The 25059-nt window shown below is 72.0% G+C and carries 24 protein-coding genes and 1 pseudogene; 19 read left to right on the forward strand and 6 right to left on the reverse strand.

Annotation, left to right across the window (positions count from 1 at the left end; all coding sequences use genetic code 11):
• Positions 1 to 41: 41 nt before the first annotated feature.
• From mshA to AB0J80_RS01800, 3 genes are read left to right on the forward strand one after another with little or no spacing between them, the layout of a single operon-like run.
• Positions 42 to 1346, forward strand: a complete 1305-nt coding sequence (gene mshA / locus AB0J80_RS01790; RefSeq protein ID WP_364699192.1) for a D-inositol-3-phosphate glycosyltransferase — start codon at positions 42 to 44, stop codon at positions 1344 to 1346.
• The gene (locus AB0J80_RS01795; protein WP_364700143.1) at positions 1343 to 1846 is read left to right on the forward strand and encodes a YbjN domain-containing protein; all 504 of its coding nucleotides are present in this window, start codon (positions 1343 to 1345) and stop codon (positions 1844 to 1846) included. Before mshA ends, AB0J80_RS01795 begins: the two co-directional genes overlap by 4 nt.
• A gap of 55 nt (positions 1847 to 1901) precedes the next feature.
• Positions 1902 to 3152 carry an MFS transporter gene (locus tag AB0J80_RS01800; protein WP_364699194.1) on the forward strand — a complete coding sequence of 417 codons (1251 nt, stop codon included), beginning with the start codon at positions 1902 to 1904 and terminating at the stop codon, positions 3150 to 3152.
• 217 nt (positions 3153 to 3369) lie between these two features.
• Here AB0J80_RS01800 and AB0J80_RS01805 read toward each other — a convergent pair whose 3' ends face one another.
• The gene (locus tag AB0J80_RS01805) at positions 3370 to 4689 is read right to left on the reverse strand and encodes an MFS transporter (RefSeq protein WP_364699196.1); all 1320 of its coding nucleotides are present in this window, start codon (positions 4687 to 4689) and stop codon (positions 3370 to 3372) included.
• Between the two features lie 146 nt (positions 4690 to 4835).
• Between AB0J80_RS01805 and AB0J80_RS01810 the strand changes: the two genes are divergently transcribed.
• Positions 4836 to 5582 carry a phosphoglyceromutase gene (locus AB0J80_RS01810; protein WP_364699198.1) on the forward strand — a complete coding sequence of 249 codons (747 nt, stop codon included), beginning with the start codon at positions 4836 to 4838 and terminating at the stop codon, positions 5580 to 5582.
• 61 nt (positions 5583 to 5643) lie between these two features.
• Here the strand turns inward: AB0J80_RS01810 and phoU are convergent, their stop codons facing one another.
• On the reverse strand, positions 5644 to 6294 hold the full coding sequence (gene phoU, locus AB0J80_RS01815) for a phosphate signaling complex protein PhoU (RefSeq protein ID WP_364699200.1): 651 nt from the start codon (positions 6292 to 6294) through the stop codon (positions 5644 to 5646).
• Positions 6295 to 6502: 208 nt separating this feature from the next.
• Between phoU and AB0J80_RS01820 the strand changes: the two genes are divergently transcribed.
• Entirely contained in the window at positions 6503 to 7804 is a 1302-nt protein-coding gene (locus tag AB0J80_RS01820; RefSeq protein WP_364699202.1) for an ATP-binding protein, read from the forward strand.
• Positions 7805 to 7833: 29 nt separating this feature from the next.
• Positions 7834 to 8517 carry a response regulator transcription factor gene (locus AB0J80_RS01825; protein WP_364699204.1) on the forward strand — a complete coding sequence of 228 codons (684 nt, stop codon included), beginning with the start codon at positions 7834 to 7836 and terminating at the stop codon, positions 8515 to 8517.
• 6 nt (positions 8518 to 8523) lie between these two features.
• On the opposite strand, the gene AB0J80_RS01830 is transcribed toward AB0J80_RS01825, so the two are convergent.
• On the reverse strand, positions 8524 to 9396 hold the full coding sequence (locus tag AB0J80_RS01830) for a hypothetical protein (protein WP_364699206.1): 873 nt from the start codon (positions 9394 to 9396) through the stop codon (positions 8524 to 8526).
• A gap of 112 nt (positions 9397 to 9508) precedes the next feature.
• On the opposite strand from AB0J80_RS01830, the gene AB0J80_RS01835 reads away from it, so the two are divergent.
• A complete protein-coding gene (locus tag AB0J80_RS01835; protein WP_364699208.1) occupies positions 9509 to 10330 on the forward strand; it encodes a sugar phosphate isomerase/epimerase in 822 nt (273 codons plus the stop codon).
• A 39-nt stretch (positions 10331 to 10369) separates the two neighbouring features.
• Here the strand turns inward: AB0J80_RS01835 and AB0J80_RS01840 are convergent, their stop codons facing one another.
• Complete coding sequence (locus AB0J80_RS01840; protein WP_364699210.1) at positions 10370 to 10906, reverse strand: CGNR zinc finger domain-containing protein; 537 nt, start codon at positions 10904 to 10906, stop codon at positions 10370 to 10372.
• A gap of 108 nt (positions 10907 to 11014) precedes the next feature.
• On the opposite strand from AB0J80_RS01840, the gene AB0J80_RS01845 reads away from it, so the two are divergent.
• The 5 genes from AB0J80_RS01845 to AB0J80_RS01865 all read left to right on the forward strand — a co-directional run bounded on the left by AB0J80_RS01845 (position 11015) and on the right by AB0J80_RS01865 (position 15040).
• A complete protein-coding gene (locus tag AB0J80_RS01845; protein WP_364699212.1) occupies positions 11015 to 11935 on the forward strand; it encodes a proline dehydrogenase family protein in 921 nt (306 codons plus the stop codon).
• A gap of 178 nt (positions 11936 to 12113) precedes the next feature.
• Entirely contained in the window at positions 12114 to 12326 is a 213-nt protein-coding gene (locus AB0J80_RS01850; protein WP_364699214.1) for a helix-turn-helix domain-containing protein, read from the forward strand.
• A 195-nt stretch (positions 12327 to 12521) separates the two neighbouring features.
• Positions 12522 to 12623 carry an AURKAIP1/COX24 domain-containing protein gene (locus AB0J80_RS01855; protein ID WP_007465623.1) on the forward strand — a complete coding sequence of 34 codons (102 nt, stop codon included), beginning with the start codon at positions 12522 to 12524 and terminating at the stop codon, positions 12621 to 12623.
• A 69-nt stretch (positions 12624 to 12692) separates the two neighbouring features.
• Positions 12693 to 13814, forward strand: a complete 1122-nt coding sequence (locus tag AB0J80_RS01860; RefSeq protein WP_364700144.1) for an NAD-dependent epimerase/dehydratase family protein — start codon at positions 12693 to 12695, stop codon at positions 13812 to 13814.
• A complete protein-coding gene (locus AB0J80_RS01865) occupies positions 13811 to 15040 on the forward strand; it encodes a lysophospholipid acyltransferase family protein (protein WP_364699216.1) in 1230 nt (409 codons plus the stop codon). Before AB0J80_RS01860 ends, AB0J80_RS01865 begins: the two co-directional genes overlap by 4 nt.
• 420 nt (positions 15041 to 15460) lie before the next feature.
• Here the strand turns inward: AB0J80_RS01865 and AB0J80_RS01870 are convergent.
• Together AB0J80_RS01870 and AB0J80_RS01875 are read right to left on the reverse strand one after the other, a co-directional pair.
• A pseudogene (locus AB0J80_RS01870) lies at positions 15461 to 16300 on the reverse strand (DUF5667 domain-containing protein); the annotation flags it as partial.
• Between the two features lie 181 nt (positions 16301 to 16481).
• The gene (locus AB0J80_RS01875) at positions 16482 to 17267 is read right to left on the reverse strand and encodes an ECF subfamily RNA polymerase sigma factor, BldN family (RefSeq protein ID WP_364700145.1); all 786 of its coding nucleotides are present in this window, start codon (positions 17265 to 17267) and stop codon (positions 16482 to 16484) included.
• Between the two features lie 461 nt (positions 17268 to 17728).
• Here AB0J80_RS01875 and AB0J80_RS01880 point away from each other — a divergent pair, with 461 nt between their 5' ends.
• From AB0J80_RS01880 to AB0J80_RS01910, 7 genes are all read left to right on the forward strand, one after another.
• Positions 17729 to 19243, forward strand: coding sequence for an AMP-binding protein (locus tag AB0J80_RS01880; protein WP_364699218.1), 1515 nt, complete (start codon positions 17729 to 17731; stop codon positions 19241 to 19243).
• Positions 19240 to 19488, forward strand: a complete 249-nt coding sequence (locus tag AB0J80_RS01885; protein WP_364699220.1) for a glutaredoxin family protein — start codon at positions 19240 to 19242, stop codon at positions 19486 to 19488. Before AB0J80_RS01880 ends, AB0J80_RS01885 begins: the two co-directional genes overlap by 4 nt.
• A gap of 10 nt (positions 19489 to 19498) precedes the next feature.
• The gene (locus AB0J80_RS01890; RefSeq protein ID WP_364699222.1) at positions 19499 to 20140 is read left to right on the forward strand and encodes an HAD hydrolase-like protein; all 642 of its coding nucleotides are present in this window, start codon (positions 19499 to 19501) and stop codon (positions 20138 to 20140) included.
• A 245-nt stretch (positions 20141 to 20385) separates the two neighbouring features.
• Complete coding sequence (locus AB0J80_RS01895; RefSeq protein WP_364699226.1) at positions 20386 to 21123, forward strand: redox-sensing transcriptional repressor Rex; 738 nt, start codon at positions 20386 to 20388, stop codon at positions 21121 to 21123.
• Entirely contained in the window at positions 21120 to 22415 is a 1296-nt protein-coding gene (locus AB0J80_RS01900) for a glutamyl-tRNA reductase (protein WP_364699228.1), read from the forward strand. Before AB0J80_RS01895 ends, AB0J80_RS01900 begins: the two co-directional genes overlap by 4 nt.
• On the forward strand, positions 22412 to 23341 hold the full coding sequence (gene hemC / locus AB0J80_RS01905; protein ID WP_364699230.1) for a hydroxymethylbilane synthase: 930 nt from the start codon (positions 22412 to 22414) through the stop codon (positions 23339 to 23341). The genes AB0J80_RS01900 and hemC overlap by 4 nt, the downstream gene beginning before the upstream one ends.
• Positions 23338 to 24924 (forward strand): uroporphyrinogen-III synthase, encoded by a 1587-nt coding sequence (locus AB0J80_RS01910; protein WP_364699232.1) that lies wholly within the window; start codon positions 23338 to 23340, stop codon positions 24922 to 24924. Before hemC ends, AB0J80_RS01910 begins: the two co-directional genes overlap by 4 nt.
• Positions 24925 to 25059: the final 135 nt, after the last annotated feature.

Genomic DNA, 25059 nt, shown 5'->3' on the forward strand with positions numbered 1-25059 from the left:
AGATGAACGATGGCGTAACAAAGCTTTCGAGAGGACACGACGTGGTTGATCCGCGGGCCGCGGGCCATTGGCCGACTCCCCGACGCATCGCCACCCTCTCGGTGCACACGTCGCCCCTCGAGCAACCGGGTACGGGCGACGCCGGCGGCATGAACGTCTACATCGTCGAGGTGTCGAAGCGGCTCGCCCAGCTCGGTGTCGAGGTGGAGATCTTCACCCGGGCCACCTCGAGCGAGCTGCCCCCGGTCGTCGAGATGGCACCCGGTGTCAGTGTGCGGCACATCACGGCCGGGCCGTTCGAAGGCCTGTCGAAGGAAGAGCTCCCGTCCCAGCTCTGCGCGTTCACCAACGGTGTCCTGCGGGCCGAGGCGGCGCACCCACCCGGTCACTACGACCTGATCCACTCGCACTACTGGATGTCGGGGCAGGTCGGCTGGCTGGCCCGGGAGCGCTGGGGGGTGCCGCACGTGCACACCGCGCACACCCTGGCCAAGGTCAAGAACAGGTTCATCGCCGCCGGCGACCGTCCGGAGCCCAAGGCCCGGGTCATCGGCGAGGAGCAGGTGATCGCCGAGTCGGACCGGCTGGTGGCCAACACCCGGTTCGAGGCGCAGGACCTGGTCTCCTGCTACGACGCCGACCCCACCCGGGTCAGCGTGGTGCAGCCCGGCGTCGACCTCGGCCGGTTTCGACCCGGTGACAGCCAGGCGGCCGACCGCCGCCGTCTCGGGCTGCCCGAGCACGGCGGGGTGATCGCCTTCGTCGGCCGCATCCAGCCGCTCAAGGGACCCGACGTGCTGATCCGGGCGCTGGCCGAGGAGCCGCTGCGGGACGCCGACGTCACCGTCGTCATCTGCGGCGGGCCGAGCGGCAGCGGCCTCGACCGGCCCACCTCGCTCATCGAGCTCGCCGCCTCGCTCGGCGTCGCGCACAAGATCCGGTTTCTGCCGCCGCAGACCGGCGATGCGCTGGCCGCGCTGTACCGGTCCGCGGACCTGGTGGCGGTCCCGTCGCACAACGAGTCGTTCGGCCTGGTCGCCGTGGAGGCGCAGGCGTGCGGCACGCCGGTGGTCGCGGCGGCGGTCGGTGGCCTGGTCACCGCGGTCGTCGACGGCGTCAGCGGCGCCCTCGTCGACGGGCACGACCCCCGGGACTGGGCGGGCGTGCTCGGCGGGCTGCTGGCCGCTCCCGGCCGGCGGCTGTGGCTGTCGATCGGGGCGGTGCGGCACGCTTCGCACTTCTCCTGGGACCGTACGGCGCAAGGACTGCTGCGCGTCTATCGCGAGGCGGTGTCGGAGCACCGCGCGCTCATCGCCGCCCGTCTGGCAGGCTCCTTCTCGTGGTGAACGACATCGGCGCCCTGATCGAGCGCGTGTGCGCGGAGCGCGAGCTGCCCTGCGAGTCCACCGGCGAGTCCTCGTGGGTCGTCACGATGCCCGGCACGCACAAGCTCAAGACCGCCTGCAACCTGATCGTCGGCGAGCACGCCCTGCGGATCGAGGCGTTCGTCATGCGCCACCCCGACGAGAAGCACGAGGAGCTGTGGGCCTGGCTGCTGCGCCGCAACGCGCGCATGTACGGCGTCGCCTTCTCCATCGACCAGGCCGGGGACGTCTACCTGACCGGCCGGGTGAGCCTCAAGGGCCTCGACGAGGACGAGCTCGACCGGCTGCTCGGCGCGGTCCTGACGTACGCCGACGAGTCGTTCGACTCGATGTTGGAGATCGGTTTCGGTACGGCCATCCGCCGCGAATGGGACTGGCGGGTCAAACGCGGCGAGTCCCTGGCCAACCTGCAGGCCTTCGCGCACTTCGCCGACCCGGCCACGCGACCGGACGCCGGCTGAGGCTGGAGCTAACGTGGGAGCGCATTAGTTAAGTGCGTTGCCAGTTGGAGGCCGGGTGCGGAAGGCGTACGCGTGGTGGGCGGATGCTGTCGGAGGACTGCCCACCACGTACTGGTATCTGTGGACCGGTCTCCTGATCAACAGGGTCGGCGGCTTCGCGGTCCTCTTCCTGTCGCTCTACCTCACCGCCCAGCGCGGCGCCTCCGCGGCGCTGGCCGGCCTGATCGTCGGCGGGTACGGCATCGGCGGCGTGGCCGGCACCCTGCTCGGCGGCGTGCTCACCGACCGCTGGGGGCGGCGGTCCACGCTGCTGGCCTCCCACTTCGCCACCGCGGCGCTGCTGGTCGCCCTGGCGCTCACCTCGAACCTGCGGGTGATCGCGGCGCTCGCCCTGCTGCTCGGCCTCGCCCAGGCCATGCCGAGCCCCGCGTTCGTCGCGGCCATCATCGACGTGGTTCCCGCGGAGAAGCGGTCACGCGCCTTCAACCTGCAGTTCTGGGCGTTCAACCTCGGTATGGCGGGTGCCTCCCTGCTCGCCGGGGTGCTCGCCGAGTGGAGCTACCTCGGCCTGTTCCTCATCGACGGGGCGTCGACGCTGCTCACCGGCGTACTGATCGCCTGGAAGGTGCCGGAGACCCGGCGGCGGACCATCGTCGCGGAACCGGCCGCGGGTGGCATGCGCACCGCGCTGACCGACCGGATCTTCCTCGCCTTCGTCGGGCTGACGCTGCTGCAGGCGCTGCTCTACAGCCAGACCAACACCATCGTGCCGCTCGCCATGCGCGACGACGGCCTGGACCCGTCGGACTACGGCCTGCTGACCGCGCTCAGCGGGCTGCTCATCGTGGCGGGGCAGCTGTTCGTGCCCAGGTTGATCGACCGGCACCGCAAGGACCGGGTGCTGGCCGTCGCCCTCGCGGTGATGGCGGCCGGGTTCGCGGCGCTGGCCGTGGCGGACCGCCTGCCGGCATATCTGGTGGCCGCCGGGGTGTGGACCGTCGGGTCGATGCTGGCCGCCCCGCCCAACGCGGAGATCAACTCCGAGCTGGCGCCGGTGGAGCTGCGGGGGCGCTACCAGGCGGTGTTCTTCCTCACGTTCCCGGCGGCTTCGTTCCTGGCCCCGGCACTGGGCGGGGCCGGCCTGCAGATCTTCGGCGAGGGGCACTGGCTCATCGTGGCCGCCGTCGGCGCCGTGGGCGCATTGCTGCACCTGGCCGCGGGCCCGGCCCGGGAGAGAAGAGTGAGAAGAGGGTCGGCGCCGGCGGCGGCGGGCGACACCCATCCCCATAGGCGTCGCCCGCACTAACCGCCGGTCTCGGGTCGCGCCGTCCCCCAACGGCTGATGCCACCCGTCCCCGAACGCCGATCCGCGGCGACCCCGGAGGGTCGACCCGTTCCCCGAACTGACGGCTCGGCGTCCATCGACCACGCTAGTTGGGGGCGTCAAGGCTTACAAGCCAGTTGGCTGACTGCCATCTGTCGGAACCGTCACACAAGGCAACTCCACCCTCACGGATGAGCCTTCACTCGCCCGGAAGGCCAATTGCGGCCCCCAAGGGTGCCTGGCGGGGTGGTGTGACGTCTTCTTCGTGCAGTGTCTCCGTCGCGGCCGGGGAAGGGTTGAGCGGACCGTGTTCCGACACGCGGAGCTCCGCGGCGCGGCGTTCCCTGGCCGGGCCCGACATCACCTGACCGGCGGCCACCAGGGCCGCGACCACCGCGCAGCTCAGCCACAGTGCCGCGCTGCCCGCGTGCTGCTGCACGAAGCCGCCGATCACCGGGGCCAGGGCCGAGCCGGCCGACCAGGACAGCGAGTTGACGCCCTGGTAGCGCCCTCGCAGCAGGGACGGCGACAGCTCCGCCACCAGCGCCGAGTTGGACGGGCTCTGCAGCATCTCGCCGAGCGTCCAGATCACCACCGTGACCGCGTAGAAGGCGGGCGTACCCGCGAAGGCGGTGAGCCCGAAGCCGGCGCCCAGGATGACCGTGGCGAGGGCCAGCACCCGAGACCGGTTGTGGCCGTCGATCAGCCTCGGGACGAAGAGCTGGCCGGCGACGATCATGAGCCCGTTCACCGCGATCACCCAGCCGAACGTGGCCGGGCTCAGACCGTCCGCGCTCATCGCGATCGGCAGCGTCGACATGTGCTGCATGATCACCAGGACGATCAGGAAGTTCAGGCCCAGGAAGGCCAGGAAGACCCGGTCGCGGAACACCGTGCCCAGCCCCGGCCCGCCGCGCGCCCGGCGTGCGGCGACCCGCGCCGGCCGCGTCTCGGCCAGGAAGACCAGCGTGATCAGGGCGGTGATCGCGGTGGTGCCCGCGTCGACGACGAACAGCAGCAGGTAGTCGAACTGGGCGGCCAGGCCGGCCAGGATCGCCGCGCCGGCGAAGCCCAGGTTGATCGCCCAGTAGTTGAGCGAGTAGGCGCGGATCCGGTCCCGGTCCGGGACCACGTCGACCATCATCGCCTGGAACGCCGGCCGGACCGCCTCGGCGAAGACGCCCAGCAGGCAGGCGCCGGCGACCAGCTGCCCGAACCCCTGGGCGAAACCGAGCGTGAGCATCACGGCGGCGGAACCGAACTGAGCGGTCAGCATCGTGGGACGCCGGCCCCAGCGGTCGGTGAGCACGCCGCCGCCCATGGTCCCGACCGCGCCGCCGACGCCGTACGCCCCCAGCACCACGCCCGCCTGGCTCTGCGAGAAGTGCAGGTCCTGGGTGAGGTAGATGGCCAGGTAGATGACGACGAAGGAACCCAGCCGGTTGATCAGTGTCCCGGTCCAGAGGAACCAGAAGTGCCGGGGCAGCCCGCCCGCCGCCTCCCGCAACCATCCGCGCACGCTCGCACCCCCGTGTAAGTACCGCTTGACGTCCCTGGACTTACAACCTAGTGATCGACGAGCGTCCGTGCAGCCCGGTTTCCACGTGGTGGTCGCCACTGAGGGTCGGCGCACGAAGCCCTGCGGGCTGCGGCAGGATGGAGGTCATGACTGGGACCCTTGTGCTGCTGCGCCACGGCGAGAGCGAGTGGAACGCCAAGAACCTCTTCACCGGCTGGGTCGACGTCGACCTGAACGCCAAGGGTGAGACCGAGGCCCGCCGGGGCGGCGAACTGCTGAAGGAGCACGGGCTGCTGCCCGACGTCGTGCACACCAGCGTGCTGCGCCGCGCCATCCGGACCAGCGAGATCGCCCTGCACACCGCCGACCGGCACTGGATCCCGGTCAAGCGCCACTGGCGGCTCAACGAGCGCCACTACGGCGCGCTGCAGGGCAAGGACAAGAAGCAGACCCTCGAGACGTACGGCGAGGAGCAGTTCATGCTCTGGCGCCGCTCGTACGACGTGCCGCCGCCGCCGATCGAGGACAATGACGAGTACTCGCAGTTCAACGACCCGCGTTACGCGGCGCTGCCGCCGGAGCTGAAGCCGCGCTCCGAGTGCCTGAAGGACGTGCTGCTGCGTGCCCTGCCGTACTGGTACGACGCGATCGTCCCGGACCTGCGCGCGGGCAAGACCGTGCTGGTGGCGGCGCACGGCAACTCGCTGCGCGCGATCGTGAAGCACCTCGACCAGATCTCCGACGAGGCGATCGCAAAGCTCAACATCCCGACCGGCATCCCGCTGCGCTACGACCTGGACGACTCGCTGCGCCCGGTCACCGCCGGCGGCGCCTACCTCGACCCCGAGCTCGCCAAGGAGGCGGCTGCGGCCGTCGCCAACCAGGGGCGCTGAAGTCCTGCAGTGACAACAGCCGGGATGCCTCCGTGGCATCCCGGCTGTGGTGTTCGGTGGATCAGTCCTGGTTCACCGGGCGGCCGGTGATCAGGTAGATCATCTGCTCGCCGGAGTTGACGGCGTGGTCGGCGTAGCGCTCGTAGAAGCGGCCGAGCAGCGCGCCGTCGATGGCCGTCTCGGCGCCGTAGGGCCAGTCGTCGTGGAGCAGGACCTTGAACAGGTCACGCTCGAGGTCGTCCATGGCGTCGTCGTCCTTCTCCAGCTCCGCCGCCAGCTGGGCGTCGGGGTTGGCGAGGACCGTGGTGATCTTGTCGGCCATCCGGTCGGCCACCTCCGCCATCTGCCGGAAGACCGGGCGCAGCTCGGCCGGTACGGCCGGGGACGGGTGCCGGCGCAGCGCGGTCTTGGCGACGTGCTCGGCCAGGTCGCCCATCCGCTCGAGGTCCGCGGAGATGTGCAGGGCCGTGATCACCATCCGCAGGTCGGAGGCGACCGGGGCCTGCCGGGCGATGGTGTCGGCCACCTTCGTCTCGACCTGGCGGTAGATCTCGTCGATCTCCGCGTCGCGGGCCACGACGGACTCGGCGGCCTCCCGGTCGGCGGTCAGCAGCGCGGTGGTCGCCTTGCGCAACGCGGCGCGCACCGCCTCCGCCATCGTGACCAGCAGGCGACTGACCTCGTGGAGGTCGGCCTGGAACTCCTCGCGCATGATCTCGTCCTGGGGTTTCGTGGCCGGCCGACCGGGGTCGGCGGCCGGGGTGAGCGGGGCTTGCAGGGGCCACGCTAGGAGGGCTCGGCGGCCTGGACATGAACGGCGGTGAACGACGCCGGGCCGGGTGGTGAACATTCTTCGAAGCGCGCCGGATTTGTCCGATTATCCGTACGGCCCAGGTAAACAATGACCCTACGATCGCTGCGTGGACACGGTGTACGTCATAGCCCTCCCGATCGTCGCGCTCCTGGTGGGCGTGGCGGCCGGGTGGCTGCTGGCGCGTACCCGCAGGCCGGGCCCGGCGGTGCCGGTGGCCGGTCCGCCGACCGGTGCGAGCGAGGGAGGACGGAAGATCGACATCGACGAGGAGCCGAGCGGCAAGCACGGGCTCAAGGGCCTGGGCCGCAAGAGCCTCGACTCGCTGCGGGTGGGCGTGGTCGTGCTCGACGCCGAGGACAACCCCGTGCTCGTCAACCCCTCCGCGCGCGCCATGGGGCTGCTGCGCTCCGGCGGCGCCCCCGGCACCATCGCGGCGCACCCGATCCTGCGTACGCTCGCCGGCCAGGTGCGGCGCACCGGCGTACGCCGGGAGGTCGAGCTGGACCTGCCCCGCGGCCGGGCCGGCAACGCCCCGGCCCCGCTCGGCCTGCACCTGCGCGCGGTGGCCCTCAACGCCACCCACGTCGCCGTCGAGGCCGCCGATGTCACCGAGTCGCACCGACTGGCCCGGGTCCGCCGGGACTTCGTCGCCAACGTGAGCCACGAGCTCAAGACCCCGATCGGCGCGCTGCAGCTGCTCGCTGAGGCGCTGCTCGACGCCACTGAGCTGCCCGAGACGGCGCTGGAGGAGCGATCGGAGGACCTCGTCGCGGCGCGGCGGTTCGCCGAGCGCATCCACCACGAGTCCGCGCGGATGGGCCGGCTCGTCAACGAGCTGCTCGAGCTGACCCGGCTGCAGGGCGCGGAACCGCTGCCGACTCCGGAGCCGGTCGCCCTGGACTGGGTGTTCGCCGAGGTCGTCGACCGCACCCGCACCACGGCCGCGGCCAAGGGCATCGAGGTGGCCTACACCGGCCCCAAGGGCGCGACCGTCTACGGCAGCGACACCCAGATCGCCACCGCGGTCACCAACCTCGTCGAGAACGCGATCGCCTACTCGGGGGAGGACACCCGGGTGCTGCTCAGCATGCGCCAGGACGAGGAGTGGGTCGAGATCGACGTCGCGGACCAGGGCATCGGCATCGCCCCGCATGACGTCGACCGCATCTTCGAGCGCTTCTACCGCGCCGACCAGGCGCGCTCCCGCTCCACCGGCGGCACCGGCCTGGGCCTGGCGATCGTCAAGCACATCGCCACCAACCACGGTGGCCGCGTCGACGTGTCCAGCACCCTCGGTGGTGGATCTACGTTCACCCTGCGCCTACCGGCGCGACCCCCGGAATCCCCGCTGCCGTTACCGGCTGCGATTGAGATCGAGTCCGGCGCGGCCGGGCTCCCCTCGGCCTGACGGCCGGCGGAGTAGGAAAGGAACCCCCATTGGCTCGCGTGCTCGTGGTCGAGGATGAGGAGTCGTTCTCCGACGCCCTGTCGTACATGCTCCGCAAGGAGGGCTTCGAGGTCTCGGTCGCCCCGACCGGCACCTCGGCGCTGACGCAGTTCGACCGGACCGGCGCCGACATCGTCCTGCTCGACCTCATGCTGCCCGAGATGTCCGGCACCGAGGTGTGCCGGCAGCTGCGGCAGCGCTCCGCCGTACCGATCATCATGGTGACCGCCCGGGACAGCGAGATCGACAAGGTCGTCGGGCTCGAGATCGGGGCGGACGACTACGTCACCAAGCCGTACTCGCCGCGCGAGCTGGTCGCGCGCATCCGGGCCGTGCTGCGCCGTCAGGGCGCGGAGGCGGCCGAGGAGACGACGCCCACGCTGGCGGCGGGCCCGGTGCGGATGGACGTGGAGCGCCACGTGGTCACGGTCGACGGAGCGGGTGTCCAGCTGCCGCTCAAGGAGTTCGAGCTGCTCGAGCTGCTGCTGCGGAACGCCGGGCGGGTGCTGACCCGGGGCCAGCTCATCGACCGGGTCTGGGGTGCGGACTACGTCGGCGACACCAAGACGCTCGACGTGCACGTGAAGCGGTTGCGTTCCAAGGTCGAACCCGAGCCCAGCGCTCCGCGCTACATCGTCACGGTGCGTGGTCTGGGGTACAAGTTCGAGCCGTGAGGGGCTTCAGGAGCGGGGTGGGGCGGCGGGTTCGCGGCCGCCGCGCTTCTTCGGGGCCGCTGAGGCCTGGGCGGCGACTGTCGCGGGGTGCGGAGCGACCATCGCCGAGGCGACGCGCTGGTCGCAGAGGCGGGCCAGCTCGGTGTAGGCCTCCTGGCCGATGAGGGCGGCCAGCTCGGGGCCGTAGGACTTGTACATGGGTTCGGTGCCCACGTGCGCGTCCGGGGACGAGGTGCACCACCAGTCGAGGTCGTGACCGCCCGGTCCCCAGCCGCGGCGGTCGAACTCGGTCAGCGTGGACAGCAGGTACTTGGTGCCGTCGGGGCGCTTCGACCAGTCCTGTTCGCGGCGTACGGGGAGCTGCCAGCAGACGTCCGGCTTGTAGGTGAGTGGGTGCACGCCGTCGCGCAGGGCCTGGGCGTGCAGGGCGCAGCCGCCGCCGCCCGGGAAGTCGGCGTCGTTGAGGAACACGCAGGGGCCGTCGCCCGCCTGGGTGGCCGTACGCCGGGCCGGCTTCGAGCCGTCGACGGTGTCCATCTCGGTGTAGTTCTTGAAACCGCGACGGTAGTGCTGCCAGTTCTCGGGCGTCAGCCGGGCCGCCGCACGCTTGGTCCTGTTCTCGTCGTCGGCGTCGGTGAAGAAGGCGCCGTGCGAGCAGCAGCCCTCCTGCGCGCGACCGGCGATGATGCCGTGGCAGGCGGAACCGAACACGCAGGTCCACCGGGACAGCAGCCAGGTCAGGTCGGCGCGGACGACGTGCTGCTCGTCGGCGGGGTCGGTGAACTCGATCCACTCGCGAGGGAAGTCGAGGTCCACCTCGCGGGCGCGGGCGGCTGCCGCGTCGTCCATCACGATGCGGAGCTGGGTGCGGCGACTCACTGCGACAGCGTACGCGTGCCACCCGCGCACCCGCGTGCAGCGGGCCGGGTTTGCCCCCATGTATACCGACCGAGGAACTGGCAGGCGCGCCCGACGGGTCTACCCTTGACGCGTGACTTCCCGCGTCCCCGTACTCCTGTCCAGCTCTTCCGTCTTCCCCGAGCCGACCGCGGCCGCGTTCGAGATGGCGGCGACGGTGGGCTACGACGGTGTCGAGGTCATGGTCTGGACGGATGCCGTCAGCCAGGACGCCGGCGCCCTCGAGGGGCTGGCCCGACACTACGGCGTGCCGGTGCTCTCCGTGCACGCGCCGTGCCTGCTGGTCACCCAGCGGGTGTGGAGCCCGGACCCGTGGGAGCGGCTGTCCCGGGCCGCCCAGCTCGCCGAGACGCTCGGGGCGCCGACCGTGGTCGTGCACCCGCCGTTCACGTGGCAGCGCGACTACGCGCGCAACTTCGCGGCCGGGCTGGCGAAGGTGCAGGCCCGGCACCCGGACACGACCTTCGCGATCGAGAACATGTATCCCGTACGCATGGCCGGCCGGAACTTCGTGCCGTACGTGCCGGGGTGGGACCCGACCGAGACCGGCTACGACGCCTACACGCTGGACATCTCGCACTGCGCGGCGGCGCGGATGGACTCGCTGGAGATGGCCGCGCGCATGGGGTCCGGGCTCAAGCACGTCCACCTCGGCGACGGCACCGGCGAGGGACGCGACGAGCACCTCGTGCCGGGCCGGGGCAACCAGCCGTGTGCGGAGCTGCTGCGGTCGCTGTCGAGCAGCGGCTTCCGCGGCTCGGTGGCGCTGGAGGTCTCCACCCGCAAGGTGACCAGCCGCGACGTGCGGGTGCAGGACCTGCGGGAGTCGCTCGAGTTCGCCCGCCGTCACCTCGCCCCGGCGGAGTCCCAGACGCCGGCGGTCACGCGGGCGTGAGGCCGGCGGGTGATCAGGCCGGCGCGCGGCCGACCGTGATCAGGCAGGCGTGAGCGTGGCGGCGCGCTTGCGGGCCCGGTGGGCCGCGACGTGCGAGCGGGTCGCGCAGCGCTCGGAGCAGAAGCGGCGGCAGTTGTTGGACGACGTGTCCAGGTAGACGTTGCCGCACCGCTCGTCCGCACAGATGCCGAACCGGGCGCTGCCGTACTCGCACAGCCACACCGACAGGCCCCACGCCGCGCCGGCCAGGAACTCGGCGCTCACGGAGGCACCCCGGCTGGTCACGTGCATGTGCCAGTCACTCGCGTCGTGGCCCGAGATGCGCGGCTGCACCGGGTACGCCTCGAGGAGCGCGTTCAGCTCGGTCACCGCGTCGGCGTCGCGGCCCGAGGTGCCGTACTCGAAGACGTCGCGCAGCCGGCGTTGAGCCCGGCGGAAGACCGCCAGGTCCTTCTCCGTGACCTCGTCGCTCATCCAGGCGAGCTCGTCGCCGAACAGCGCCTTCAACCCGTCGAGGTCGCCGAGGCCCGCGTTGACCAGCTCCACTGCTGTGCGCGCGTACGCATCGAAGTTCACCCGACAACGGTAACCTCACCTGTCCCGCACGAACATGGTTCCCGGGCCTGGTGCGGCCGGTGGCGGCTCTGCCGCGACCGGGCTGCTCGCGGGCGATACGCTCGCCTCATGCTCCGTTCCGTCTTTCTCGCCGCCGCCGGGTCGTCCCGGATGGAGCGGCTGATCTCCTCCGCCCCCGTGACCCGGGGGATCGTCAAGCGGTTCGTGGCCGGCGACGGCGTCACGGACGCCCTGCGGGCGAGCCGCGAGCTGGCCGACGACGGGCTCGCGATCAGCCTGGACTACCTCGGCGAGGACACCACGACGGCGGAGCAGGCGATCGCCACGAAGGACCAGTACCTGACGCTGCTCGGCCGGCTCCGGGACGCGGGGCTGACACCGGCGGCCGAGGTCAGCCTCAAGCTCTCCGCGATCGGCCAGAAGATCGACGATCGGATGGCGTACGACCACGCGCACGCGGTCTGCGCGGCGGCGGCCGAGGCGGGCACCACCGTGACGCTGGACGCCGAGGACCACACCACGACGGACTCGACGCTCGAGATCCTCGCGGAGCTGCGCAAGGACTACCCGGACACCGGTGCCGTGCTGCAGGCGTACCTGCGCCGGACCGAGGGGGACTGCCGGGAGCTGGCCACCGCCGGGTCGCGGGTGCGGCTCTGCAAGGGGGCGTATTCGGAGCCGGAGTCGGTCGCGTACCAGTCGACGCTGGACGTCGACAAGGCGTACGTGCGGTGCCTCAACATCCTGATGTCCGGCGAGGGCTACCCGATGATCGCGACGCACGATCCGCGGCTGATCGCCATCGCCGAGGACCGGGCGCGCTGGTTCGACCGGCGGTCCGACCAGTTCGAGTTCCAGATGCTCTACGGGGTCCGCCCCGAGGAGCAGGCGCGGCTGGCAGGCGCCGGGCACACCGTGCGCGTCTACGTCCCCTACGGCGACCAGTGGTACGGCTACCTGATGCGCCGCCTCGCGGAGCGTCCGGCGAACGTCGCTTTCTTCGGCAAAGCGCTCACCAGCAAGAAGTAAGTCACCTTTCGGGATAAAACCCGCGTGTCGGCTTGACTTTTTGTGGTCATTTCACGGAACGCATCGCGCTCGTAACAGCCGTCTCGATACCGTACTGATGACACGCGCGCCAGTCCGCCGCGGCGCAAGGCCTGTCCGGCCGTGGCGGAGGCGCCTGCGAAAGGATCGGTGCGAGGAGATGACGGGTCCAGCCCAAGCCGAGGAACGCCTGGCCGAGGTGCGCTTCCTGACCGTGGCCGAGGTGGCCGCGCTCATGCGGGTCTCCAAGATGACCGTCTACCGGCTGGTGCACGGTGGCGACCTGAGCGCCGTCCGGGTGGGTCGCTCGTTCCGGGTGCCCGAGCACGCCGTGCACACGTACCTGCGAGGGGCCTTCTCCCAGACCGCCTGACGACCCGCGGGCCCGGACGCTTCTGGCGAGGGGCCGTGTTGGTCTCGCACAGGCCGGGCCGCTACGCTGGAGCGGTTCGCCCCGTGATACCCGCGTGCGTTCTCGCGCCGCGGCCGAGGGGCAGACCGCTGTCAGTCCGGTCGGCGTGCCCCTGCGCGTCACGGCCGGCCCACATGGTTTCGAGAGGCATGACGTATGGGTTCCGTGGTCAAGAAGCGCCGCAAGCGTATGGCGAAGAAGAAGCACCGTAAGCTGCTGCGCAAGACCCGCGTCCAGCGTCGCCGTCTCGGCAAGTGACGCCCGGCCGGGTCCTCGACCCGGCCACCGCACTTGCCTTCGAAGAAGCCGCACGTGAGAGGCGCGCCCGTGGTGTCGTCTGAAGTCGCGGCCCCGCCGCGGGTCGTCGTGGTCACCGGGGTCAGCCGCTTCCTCGGCGCCCGGGTGGCGTCCCGGCTCGCCGCCGACCCCCGGATCGAGCGGGTCATCGGCCTGGATCCGCACGACCCGCCACCGGCCCTCGCGGCCCTGCTGACGGACGTCGAGCAGATCCGGGCCGACGCGCGTGCGGCCACCGGCGCCCTCGCCGAGCTGGACGCCGAGGCCGTCGTGCACCTCGCGGTAACGGGCGCGCCCGACCCGCATCACGGCGGCCGGGCGGCGATGAAAGAGCAGAACGTCATCGGCACGATGCAGCTGCTCGCGGCCGCCCAGGGCGCCCGCCGGCTGCGCAAGCTGGTGGTGCGCTCGTCCACGGCCGCGTACGGCGCCTCGTTCCGCGACCCGGCCGTGTTCACCGAGGACACCGAGCCCCGCGCCGTGCCCCGCGGGTCCTTCGCCCGCGACATCCTCGACATCGAGGGGTACGTCCGCGGCTTCCGCCGGCGCCGCCCCGAGGTGGCGGCCACCGTGCTGCGCTTCGCGCCGTTCCTCAGCGAGACCGCCGAGACGTCGCTGACCCGCTACTTCGCCCAGCCCGTGGTGCCGACCGTGCTGGGTCGTGACGCCCGCCTCCAGTTCGTGCACGTGGACGACGCCTTGGAGATCCTGCACCGCTCGGTCGTCGAGGACCACCCCGGAACCTTCAACGTCGCCGGTGCCGGCGTGCTCGCCCTGTCCCAGGCGGTGCGCAGGGCCGGGCGTGTGGCCGTGCCGCTGCCGGAAGGCGCCCTGTCGACGGTCGCCGGGCTGGCCCGCAACCTGGGCGTGGGCGAGATCGGCCTCGACCAGATCGACCTCTTCGTGCACGGCCGGGTGGTGGACACCGCCAGGCTGGTCAAGGAGTTCGGGTTCACCCCGCGCACCACCGCCGCCGCCTTCGACGACTTCATCAAGGGGCACCGCAACGGGTCGTCGCTGACCGCGGACCGGCTCGCGGCTGCCGAGCAGGCCATTCTCCAGGGCATCCGCCGGGTCCGCGCGGCCGCTGCCGGGGAAGCGGGCGCTGCCGGGGAAGCGGGCGCCGTCGACGACAAGGCCGTCATGTCATGAGCCAGGACGAGCACCACGCCGCGCTGCCGGGGCACGCCGACTTCACGCTGCCCCAGCCGGCCCCGCCCAAGCCGGTGAACGGCAAGCGGCCCATCCCCATGCCGGACCCGCCGCCGGCGGCCCGGCGTCCCCGCCGCCGTCCGCAGGCCGCCGCGGCCGCGGCCGCCGAGAAGCACGAGCATCACGAGGCGGCGGAGGCAGGATCCGACGAGCCGGGCGAGGGTACGGCCACCCCGCCGGTCCGCAAGCCCGCGAACCGCCGCCGCCCGGTCGCTCACACCGATCCGGCCGAGACCGGCGCCGAGACCCCGGCGACTCCCGAGCCGACAGTGCCGAGGGAAACGGTGCCGTCCGAGCCGGTGGTGGCCGGCGCGGCGGATGCGGTCGACGTATGGGATCAACGGGTCGCGCGAGGCCTCGCGTTCCTGCGCCGGCGGCTGGCCGGCGCGTACGAGGTCGACGACTTCGGCTTCGATCCCGAGCTGACCGACGCCGTGTTCCACCCGATGCTGCGCGTGCTGTATCGCGACTGGTTCCGCACCGAGGTCTTCGGCGTCGAGCACGTTCCCGAGACCGGCGGCGGGCTGGTCGTGGGGAACCACTCCGGCACGCTGGCGCTCGACGCGCTGATGCTGACCACCGCCCTGCGCGACAAGCACCCGGGCGACCGGCACCTGCGGCTGCTCGGTGCCGACCTGGTGTTCCGCATGCCGGTGCTGTCCGAACTGGCCCGCAAGGCCGGCGCGACCGTCGCGTGCAACCCCGACGCCGAGCGCTTGATGAGCAGCGGCGAGCTGGTCGGGGTCTTCCCCGAGGGCTTCAAGGGCATCGGCAAGCGCTACGCCGAGCGGTACAAGCTGCAGCGTTTCGGCCGCGGCGGGTTCGTGTCGGCGGCCCTGCGCACCGGTACGCCGATCGTCCCGGTCGCGATCGTCGGCGCCGAGGAGATCTATCCGATCCTGGCCGACCTCAAGCCGCTGGCCCGGTTGCTCGGCATCCCGTACTTCCCTGTGACGCCGACGTTCCCGTGGCTCGGGCCGCTGGGTCTGGTGCCGTTGCCCAGCAAGTGGCTGATCGAGTTCTGCCCGCCGATCCCGACCGCGCACCTCACCGAGTACGCGGACGATCCGATGGTGGTCTTCAATCTCGCCGACCAGGTCCGCGAGACCATTCAGGCGACGCTCTACTCCCTGCTCGAGAAGCGGCCCGACCCGTTCGGCCGGTGAGGCTCTCGACGAAGGGCGCTACAGTACGCAGTGAGGGGCGGCCCCGACTTCGTGTCGGCACCGCCCCTCGCCACGTTCACCTTGCTCGGTCGGCCGTGCTCAGTCGCCGTGGAAGATCCCGTCCAGCAGGCCACCGATCAGGCTCTTGTCCTTGCCGGTCGGCGGGTTGTCCGGGTCCTCCGAGATGAGCGGCGCCGGGTCCTCCACGGAGTCGGACGACGGGACGCCGGTCACCGGCGCCTCGGCCTTACCGGTCGTGGTGGTGCCGGGGTCCGTCGCCGGGTCCTCGCTGACCTTGGGCTTGGCGGACTTCTTGGCGTCCTGACCGTCCGAGGGCGCCGCCTTCTCGTCCCCGGCCTTGCCTTCCTGGTGCTCCAGCGTCGAGGAGTCCGAGGCGCCGGTACGGCACGCGCCCAGCTTCGGGCCGAGCGCGTCCGTGCCGGCCGGGGTGACGTTGTCGCACGCCAGCCCGTCCCGCAGGTTGTCGGCGCGCTCGTGCACCGCGTCGAGCAGGCTCAGGGACTTCTCCGCGCGCTGCCGGTTGGTGGGCGCGAGCTCGTCCAGGGCCGCGTTCAGCACCCGGCGCTGGCTGTCCACGAACGAGTCGACGCTGGTCAGGCTCGTCGACTCGCGGCGGGTGACGGCCGCCGAGTGCAGCAGCTTGACGCCCTGCTTGGTGTCGGCGTCCATGTCGTCCAGGGCGTCGCCGAACTTGGCGTCGTCGCCGGCCATCTCGACCGCCTCGGCGAGCCGGTTGCGGGCGAACGTCAGCGAGAGCTGCCCGCGGGTGATGTCGGAACCGGCCATGGCGAGCTGGGCGCGCTCGGTGGAGCGCTTGACGCCGTACAGGGCGTCACCTGGTGCGGCGTTCTCGCTCGCGGCGGAGATACCGGAGACCGCCATGGCACCGGCGGCGACGCCGATGACGATGGCACCACGGGCCCGGATGCGACGCCCGGCCAGCCCGAACAGCTTGCGGGCGGGTTCGGCGGCATTCGGCTCGGGGTCGGACGCCGTGGCCGTCGCGCCGATGCCGTCCCGTTCGGCGGTGGCGACGAGCATCGCTCGCAGCCCCATCCGGAACTCGGGATCGACCTGCACGCCGGACCGTGCCGCGGAGAGGCTGTGTCCGATGGCGACCAGCTCGGCGAGTTGCTCGTCGGCCTGGCCCCGGGCGTGGTGGCGACGGCCGCCGCTGGTCTCGTCGAGAAGCTCCGCGAAGCGCTCGGCGCTCCGGCGATCAAAGAAATCGAAGTTCATCGCGGGCACCTCCCTTCGCTCGTGACTGACTCGCCGGCAGCTTTGCCGGCGGGCGCGACGGAACCGGCGGACCGTTGGTCCACCTCGGGTCGCACCGGGACAAACGCGCGACCGGCAGGACCGGTTACGGGTGCGACCTGCGCCACAGCGCGGAGAGAGATCGACATTCGGGAAAATACCGTCACCACTGGAACCCTTCGGGCAGGAGCCGGGCGAGGGCCCGGACGGCCCGGTACTGCAGCGCCTTGATGGCGCCCTCGTTCTTGCCCATCGTCTTAGCCGTCTCGGCGACCGAGAACCCCTGCAGGAACCGCAGCACGATGCACTCCTGCTGCTCGGGGTTGAGCTGCTTGACCGCGGTCAGCAGGGCCACGTTGGTGATGTGGTCCACCACCGCGGCCTCCGGGCTGCCCTCGGGCCCCCGGTCCTCGCGGTCGGCGTCGAGGACGTCCCCGGTGGTCACCTCGAGCCGGTAGCGGCCGGACTTGAAGTGGTCTGCGACCAGGTTGCGGGCGATGGTGACGAGCCAGGCGCCCAGGTCGCGGCCCTGCCAGGTGAAGCTGCCGATGCGCTTGAGGGCGCGCAGGAACGTGTCGGAGGTGAGGTCCTCGGCGAGCTGCCGGTTGCCGACACGGAAGTAGACGAACCGGAAGACGGTGTCGACGTACCGGTCGTAGATCAGCCCGAAAGCGGCGGACTCGCCCGCCTGGGCGCGCTCCACCAGGGCCCAGACCTCGGCCGCGGCGTCGCCGGGGTCGGGCCGCGCCGGATACTTCGGCGGTTCCGACTCGCTGGGCGGCCCGGTCGTGCTCTGGCTGGGCACCACCACGTTCTGGTCGCCCTCGACCGCTCCGGCCCGGCGTTCGGGGCCCGGCTGCTGCGGTGGCTGGGGTCGTCCCGGCACGGCGACGCGCCCACCCTTGACGTTCCCGGTCGCGGGGAACTGCCGGCTGGGCGACTCGTTGATGTGCGGCCGGTTGCGCGTCCGCTTGGGCCCGTCGCCGCGGATCGCGTTGGCGACGCCCTCGCGCAGGGCGTTCAGCCCCTGCGAGACGCTCGGGTAAGCCGCGAAGAGATCGCGGCCGTACGGGTCGCCGGCGTACACATGACTCACTGCGCCTCCTTGACCCGGCGGGCCGTCGAATGAAGGGGTGCCGAAAAGGCGGTCCACAACAAAACGGGGTGAAGCGACCCGATGGAGCAGGCCGACCTCACCCACGGAATGTGGACTCCGTTACACAGACGGGAAGTATTGCGGAGCGGCAACACACGGAGTCGCACACTGTGTGCGCTGCGCGAAAATAGTCCGAAGTGGCGCAGACGTCACAGAAGGAACTTCTGCCACCATGCAGGACAGCCTCGAAACGGCCGCGGACAGGCTGTCCGGCGCACCCCGTTCGGGTTCCCTTTGTGCGAGACTCGGGCGTCGTGGGAGACCTCACCGACGAGCCGGCCCCCGATCCGGTACGCGCCGCCGCCCGGCGCCACCCCGACCGTCCTGCGCTGATCGCCGGCGCCACCGTGCTCACCTGGGCCGACCTGGACGAACGGGTCGATCGGGCGGCCCGGCGGCTGGCCACGGGCACCGAGCCCGGCGACCGGGTGGCGATCATTCTCGGCAACACCCCGGAGTTCGCCGCGGCGTACTTCGGCACGCTGCGCGCCGGTCGCGTCGCGGTGCCGCTGAACCCCGGCTACACGGCCGACGAGATGACGTTCGCGCTGGCCGACAGTGGCGCCGCGCGGGTTGTCGCCGAGATGGCGGTGCTGGGTCGGCTGCGGTTGGGGGAGGATGCGGGCGTACCGTCGGAAGCGCTGGGGGACGACGGCCCGGCGCTCGCGGCGGACGGGCCGGCCGCGACGGACCTCGCGGTTCTTCTCTATACGTCGGGCACGAGCGGGCGGCCGAAGGGTGCGATGCTCACGCACCGTGCTCTCGCGGCCAATCACGAGCAGCTACAGCGGATCGAGCCGCCGGTGCTCGGTTACGACGACGTGGTGCTGCTGGCGATCCCGTTCTTCCACGCCTACGGGCTCAACACCGGGCTCGGGGCTGTCGCGCACCACGGTGCGTGCGGCGTGCTGGTCGATCGCTTCGACCCGGCCGCGACCCTCGCCCTCATCAAGGAACACCAGGTCACGGCCGTCGTCGGCGTGCCTTCCATGTACGCCGCCTGGTCGCGGGAGGCGTCGCCCGACTTCACCGCGGTGCGCACGGCGGTCTGTGGCGCGGCCCCGCTGGACCCCGATGACGCGGCCCGCTTCGCCGCGGTCACCGGACGGACCATCATGATCGGGTACGGCTTGACGGAGGCGGCCCCGGTCGTCACGACGACTGCGGTGAGTGATCGCGAGAAGGTGGGTTCGATCGGCCGTCCCCTGCCCGGGGTGTCCCTGCTGCTGCGCGCGGCGGACGGCACGGTGCTCTGGCGCGACGGCGCCGTGCCCGCGAGCCCGGCCGACGAGGTCGAGATCGACTACTCGGAGCTCGAGGGCACCGACCCCGGCGAGATCGTCGTCCGCGGCGACAACCTCTTCTCCGGCTACTGGCCCGACGGCTCCGACGGCCCGGACGCGGACGGCTGGTGGGGCACCGGCGACATCGCGTACGCCGACGCCGACGGCGACCTGGTGCTGGTCGACCGGATCGGCGAGCTGATCCTGGTGAACGGCTTCAACGTCTACCCGGCGGAGGTTGAACGGGTGCTCGACGGGCACCCCGGCGTGGCGGAGTCGGCCGTGATCGCAGTGCCGGACGCGCAGACCGGCCAGGCGCCGTACGCGTACGTGGTCCCCGCCCTCGACCCGCCGCCCACCCCTGCGGAGCTGCAGGTGCACTGCGCCGCGCAGCTCGCCCGCTTCAAGCTGCCCACCGGGATCGAGCTCGTCGCCGAGCTGCCGCACTCCGCGATCGGCAAGGTACGCAAGGGAGACCTCCGATGACCCGCCTGACCCTCATCAGCCGCACCGGCTGCCACCTGTGCGAGGAGGCCGAGGCCGTGCTGGACCGGATCGCGGCCGGCCAGTGGATCCGGGTCGAGGTCTCCGACTCGATCGAGCTGGAACGCGACTACGGCGACCGGGTGCCGGTGGTGATCCTCGACGGCAAGGAGCACGGCTACTGGCGGGTCGAGGAGGAGCGCCTGCTGCGGGATATGGCTCGACCGCCGGGGGCCCCTCGGCTGTAGCCTCTCGGCCGTGGCGCGTACTCATCTTGTCTGGGACTGGAACGGCACCCTTCTCGACGACCTGTCGCTGGTCGTCGCCTCCACGAACCACACGTTCGCGGCGGTCGGCGGGCGCAGCGTGGACTCCGAGGAGCATCGGCGGCGCTTCCGGCGCCCGGTGGCGGAGTTCTACGCCGAGATCCTCGAGCGGGCTGTCACCGACGAGGAGTTCGAGGAGCTGGACCGGATCTTCCACGAGGCGTACCGGATGGGGTTGACCACGATCCCGCTGGCCGCCGACGCCGAGGCCGCGATCAAGTCCTGGACCGGCACCCAGTCGCTGCTGTCCATGTGGTTCCACGACGAGCTGATCCCGGCCGTGGAGTCGCGCGGGCTCGCCGGGGTGTTCGCCCGCATCGACGGGCGCCCGACCGAGGTCGACGGCGGCCTCAAGGCCGGTCACCTGGCGCGGCACCTGGAGCAGTTGGGCGTCCCCGGCGAGGACGCTGTCCTGATCGGCGACTCGATCGACGACGCCGACGCGGCCGCCTCCGTCGGTGCCCGCTGCGTGCTCTATACCGGGGGCTTCACCCACCCGACCCGGCTCCGCGCCGCGGGCGTGCCGGTCGCCGACACCCTGCTCGAGGCGGTGTCGCTGGCCAAGGCCTTGTGATACTGCTCCTCCGGATGGCGCGGTGGTGGTCGCGTGGCTCGGAAGCGGTAATACTCGGACAGGTGGTCGGCGCGCGAATAGCACGCTGACTCGATCTTTGTCCAGTTCCGCTATCAAGATCGCGATTTGTGCACGCCTTCACAAGCGCCTACTCTGTGACTCCGACGAGCCCCGCTACCACAGCCGGTCCTTCCAGGCCACAGAGGGCTCTCCGCAGGTTCGCCACCTTGTCGGCACGGAGTCAGATGAGTCAGCAGCGACATGGAAACCCGCCGGGCAATGCCGGCGCAGTGACCGCCTTCCCGGACCTCCCGGAAGCGACGATCGCGCGGCTGCCGGAATACCTCCGCGCCCTGCACAACCTCGCCGAGAACGGCTCGGACACCGTCTCCAGCGAGGGCCTCGCGGCCGCCGCCGGGGTCAACTCGGCCAAGCTCCGCAAGGACCTCTCCCACCTCGGGTCGTACGGCACCCGCGGCGTCGGCTACGACGTCGCCCTGCTGATCGACCAGATCGAGTACATCCTCGGCCTCGACGAGCGCCGGGCCGTCGCGCTGGTCGGCGTGGGTAACCTCGGCCACGCGCTGGCCGGCTACGACGGCTTCGCCAGTCGCGGCTTCCGCATCGTCGCCCTCTTCGACGCCGACGCCGAGCGGGTCGGAAAGCCGATAAACGGTCTCCTGGTGCGGCACATCGACGAGCTCGGCCGGGCGGTCGTCGAGGAGGGCATCACCATCGGGGTCATCGCCACCCCGGCCGGCGCGGCGCAGGCCGTCGCCGACGAGCTGGTGGCCGCGGGGGTCACCAGCATCCTCAACTTCGCGCCGTGCGTGCTCTCCGTGCCGGCCGGGGTCGACGTGCGCAAGGTCGACCTCGCCATCGAGCTGCAGATCCTCTCCTTCCACGAGCATCGCAAGGCGTCCCTCACGGCCCTCCCGGGCGGACGGGCGGACGAGAGCGGGATAGAGGCGGTCGGGTCGTGAACCTGCTCAGCGTCGGCGCGTCGTACCGGACCGCGGGGGTCGGCACCCTGGAGCGCCTCACGATCGCCGGCCCGGACATCCCCGCCGTGCTCCACAAGCTCGTCGCCCAGCCGTACATCGGCGAGGCCGTCGTCCTCTCCACCTGCAACCGCGTCGAGGTGTACGCGGCCGTCTCCGGCTTCCACGGCGGCCTCGGCGACGTCTGCAACGTGCTTGCCGAGCAGTCCGGGATCGTCGCCGGTGAGCTCGCCGGCCACCTCTACGTGCACTACGACGAGGCGGCCGTGCGCCACCTGTTCCGCGTCTCCTCCGGGCTCGACTCCATGGTCGTGGGCGAGGCGCAGATCCTCGGACAGCTCCGGGACGCCTACCACGCGGCCACCGAGGCGGACTCGGCCGGCCGCCTGCTGCACGAGCTGATGCAGCAGGCGCTGCGGGTGGGCAAGCGCGCGCACGCCGAGACCGGCATCGACCGGGCCGGGCAGAGCGTGGTCACCGCCGCGCTCGACGTCGCGGCCGACGCGTTCGGCGGCGACCTCAGCGGCCGCCCGGGCCTCGTCATCGGTGCCGGTGCGATGGGCGCCCTCTCGGTGGCCACCCTGACCCGGACCGGCGTCGGGCCGCTGCAGATCACCAACCGCGGTGCCGAACGGGCCGCGCGGCTGGCCGAGGCGTACGGCGCCACGGCCATCGACTTCACCGACCTCGACACCGCCCTGCGCGAGGCCGACGTGGTGGTCAGCGCCACCGCCTCGACCGAGCCGGTGCTCACCGCCGAGCGGCTGGCCGGGCGCGAGCGTCCGCTGGTCATCCTCGACCTGGCCGTGCCCCGCGACGTCGCCCCCGAGGTCGCGGACCTCCCGCAGGTGACCGTCGTCGACATCGACGGGCTCGCCGCGAGCCGGCGCACCATGCCGGCCGCCGCGGAGACCGCCGCCGTCGAGCAGATCGTCGCCGCCGAGGTGGAGCACTTCCTCGGCTGGCTCCGCGGGGCCGAGATCGCCCCGACGGTCGCCGCCCTGCGGACCCGCGCCGACGAGGTGGTCGCGGCGGAGCTGCGCAAACTGTCCGCGCGCCGGCCGGAATTCACCGAGGAGCAGCGGGCCGACGTCTCCCGCACCCTGCACCGGGTCGTGCAGCAGCTGCTGCATTCACCCACCGTCCGGGTACGCCGACTTGCGGCCGAGCCCGGCGGCGACCAGTATGCGGCCCTGTTGCGCGAACTCTTCGACCTCGACGTTCCGCACGCCACCCAGGCCGACGCCGTGCCCGAGATCGGAGAACAAGCGTGACCACACCGCTGCGCCTCGGCACCCGCGGCAGCGCGCTCGCGCTGGCCCAGTCCCAGATGGTGGCCGACTCGCTGACCGCTGCCACGGGAGTGCCCGTCGAGCTGGTCCGCATCGTGACCTCCGGTGATCGCTCGGCCGCCCCCGTCGCCCAGCTCGGCGTCGGCGTGTTCGTGTCGGCCCTGCGGGACGCGCTGCTGGCCGACGAGATCGACTTCGCCGTGCACTCGTACAAGGACCTGCCCACGGGTTTTGCGGCTGGGCTGCACATCGCGGCCGTGCCACAGCGCGAGGACCCGCGGGACGCGCTGATCGCCCGCGACGGGAAGACGCTTGCGGAGCTGCCCCCGGGCGCCGTGGTGGGCACGGGCGCGGTGCGCCGAATCGCGCAACTGCATGCTTTGGGCCTACAGTTGCAGGTCACGCCGATCCGCGGCAACGTCGACAGCCGCATCGCGCGAGTGCTCGGTCCCGAGGCCGACCTCGACGCGGTCGTGCTGGCGCGGGCCGGTGTGGTGCGTCTCGGCCGGGCCGCCGAGATCACGGAGACGCTGGACCCGATGCTCATGCTGCCCGCCCCGGCCCAGGGTGCGCTGGCGGTGGAGTGCCGGTCCGGCAACGCAGACCTGGTCGAGCTGCTGGGGGCGCTCGATCATGCACCGTCCCGCGCCGCCGTCACGGCGGAACGGGCGATGCTCGCCACGCTCGAGGCCGGGTGCTCCGCCCCGGTCGCGGCACACGCCGAGCTCGCCGAAGGCGAGCACGGCGACGAGATCTACCTGCGCGGTGCGGTGATCAGCCCGGACGGGGCCCGAGCTGTCCGGCTGTCGCGCACCGGTACGCCCGCCGACGCGGCGGAGATCGGCAAGGCGCTTGCCGCCGATCTCCTCGAAGCCGGCGCCGACACCCTGATGGGGAGCACAGAATGACCACCCGCACCGCCCGCAAGAGCGCCGGACGCATCGCGTTCGTCGGCGCCGGACCCGGCGACCCGGGGCTGCTGACGCGCCGGGCCCACGACACCCTCGCCGACGCCGACCAGGTCGTCTACGACCGCGGCGTCCCGGAGTCGCTGCTCGCGGCGATCAAGGCGGAGGCCAAGGACGACACCCAGTTCAGCCCGGCCGAAGGCGCGCCCGGCGACGTCGCCAAGGTGCTGCTCTCCGCGGCCAAGTCCGGCCTGTCCGCCGTGCACCTGGTGGCCGGCGACCCGTTCGGGCACGAGTCCGTGGTCCGCGAGGTGCAGGCCGTCGCCCGCACCGCGGTCCACTTCGAGGTGGTGCCGGGTCTCGGCCAGGCGGAAGGCGTCGCCACGTACGCGGGCGTCCCGCTGCCGGGCGTCCGCACGGTGGCCGACATCGACGACGTGACGGCGGTCGACTTCGACGCCCTCGCCGCGGCGGCCCAGAAGGGCTCCTTCGCGGTGGCGGTGGACGCGGGCGACCTGGCCGCGGTCCGCGACGGCCTCCTCGCCTCGGGCGTCGAGCCGGGCACGGCGGTCGGCGTTACCGGCGACGGCACCGGCGAGACGCAGTACACGACCACGTCGACCGTGGACAGCTTCGTCGCGGCGGCGCTCGGCTTCACCGGCCGCGTGGTGCTCACGGTGGGCTCGGAGGTCGCCGACCGCGACAAGCTGAGCTGGTGGGAGAACCGCCCCCTGTACGGCTGGAAGGTCCTCGTCCCGCGCACCAAGGAGCAGGCGGGGGCGATGAGTGCCCGGCTGCGGGCGTACGGGGCGATCCCGTGCGAGGTCCCCACGATCGCCGTGGAGCCCCCGCGCACCCCGGCCCAGATGGAGCGCGCGGTCAAGGGCCTGGTCGACGGCCGCTACGCCTGGGTGGTGTTCACGTCGGTGAACGCGGTCCGCGCGGTCTGGGAGAAGTTCGCCGAGCACGGCCTCGACGCCCGCCACTTCGGCGGCGTGAAGATCGCCTGCATCGGCGAGGCGACGGCGGACGCGGTCCGCGCGTTCGGCATCCAGCCCGAGCTCATCCCGGCCGGCGACCAGTCCAGCGAGGGCCTGCTGGCGGAGTTCTCCCCGCACGACGAGATCCTCGACCCGGTGGGCCGGGTGCTGCTCCCGCGCGCCGACATCGCCACCGAGACGCTCGCCGCCGGCCTGATCGAGCGCGGCTGGGAGGTCGACGACGTGACCGCCTACCGGACGGTGCGCGCGGCCCCGCCGCCGGCCGACATCCGCGACGCCATCAAGTCGGGCGGCTTCGACGCGGTCCTGTTCACGTCCTCCTCGACGGTGCGCAACCTGGTCGGCATCGCGGGCAAGCCGCACGCCCGGACGGTCGTCGCGGTCATCGGCCCGAAGACGGCGGAGACGGCGACGGAGTTCGGCCTGCGGGTCGACGTGCAGCCGCAGCACGCATCGGTGCCCGATCTGGTAGAGGCGCTGGCCTCGTACGCCGTGGAGCTGCGGGAGAAGCTGGCGGCCATGCCGGCGAAGCAGCGGCGCGGGTCGAAGGTGCAGGGGCCGACGGCTCTGCGGTTCCGCTAGTCGTTCCCTCCGGGCCGGGCGCTTCGTGCGACCGGCCCGGTCCCGTTCCGCGAACGTCCGTTTCGCCGGCGTTTCGTTTCGCCGGTGGCCGTTTCGCCGGTGGTCGTCTCACCGGCGTACGTTTCGCCGGTGGCC

Source organism: Actinoplanes sp. NPDC049548 (assembly GCF_040676695.1).
Taxonomy (GTDB): domain Bacteria; phylum Actinomycetota; class Actinomycetes; order Mycobacteriales; family Micromonosporaceae; genus Actinoplanes.

Bases quoted from the DNA above. Each gene is read 5' to 3' on its own strand.
- AB0J80_RS01810 (WP_364699198.1), top strand. From the start codon at position 4,836: ATGACTGGGACCCTTGTGCTGCTGCGCCACGGCGAGAGCGAGTGGAAC.
- phoU (WP_364699200.1), bottom strand. From the start codon at position 6,294: ATGCGCGAGGAGTTCCAGGCCGACCTCCACGAGGTCAGTCGCCTGCTG.
- AB0J80_RS01845 (WP_364699212.1), top strand. From the start codon at position 11,015: ATGCTCCGTTCCGTCTTTCTCGCCGCCGCCGGGTCGTCCCGGATGGAG.
- AB0J80_RS01850 (WP_364699214.1), top strand. From the start codon at position 12,114: ATGACGGGTCCAGCCCAAGCCGAGGAACGCCTGGCCGAGGTGCGCTTC.
- AB0J80_RS01855 (WP_007465623.1), top strand. From the start codon at position 12,522: ATGGGTTCCGTGGTCAAGAAGCGCCGCAAGCGTATGGCGAAGAAGAAG.
- AB0J80_RS01865 (WP_364699216.1), top strand. From the start codon at position 13,811: ATGAGCCAGGACGAGCACCACGCCGCGCTGCCGGGGCACGCCGACTTC.
- AB0J80_RS01885 (WP_364699220.1), top strand. From the start codon at position 19,240: ATGACCCGCCTGACCCTCATCAGCCGCACCGGCTGCCACCTGTGCGAG.
- AB0J80_RS01895 (WP_364699226.1), top strand. From the start codon at position 20,386: ATGAGTCAGCAGCGACATGGAAACCCGCCGGGCAATGCCGGCGCAGTG.
- AB0J80_RS01910 (WP_364699232.1), top strand. From the start codon at position 23,338: ATGACCACCCGCACCGCCCGCAAGAGCGCCGGACGCATCGCGTTCGTC.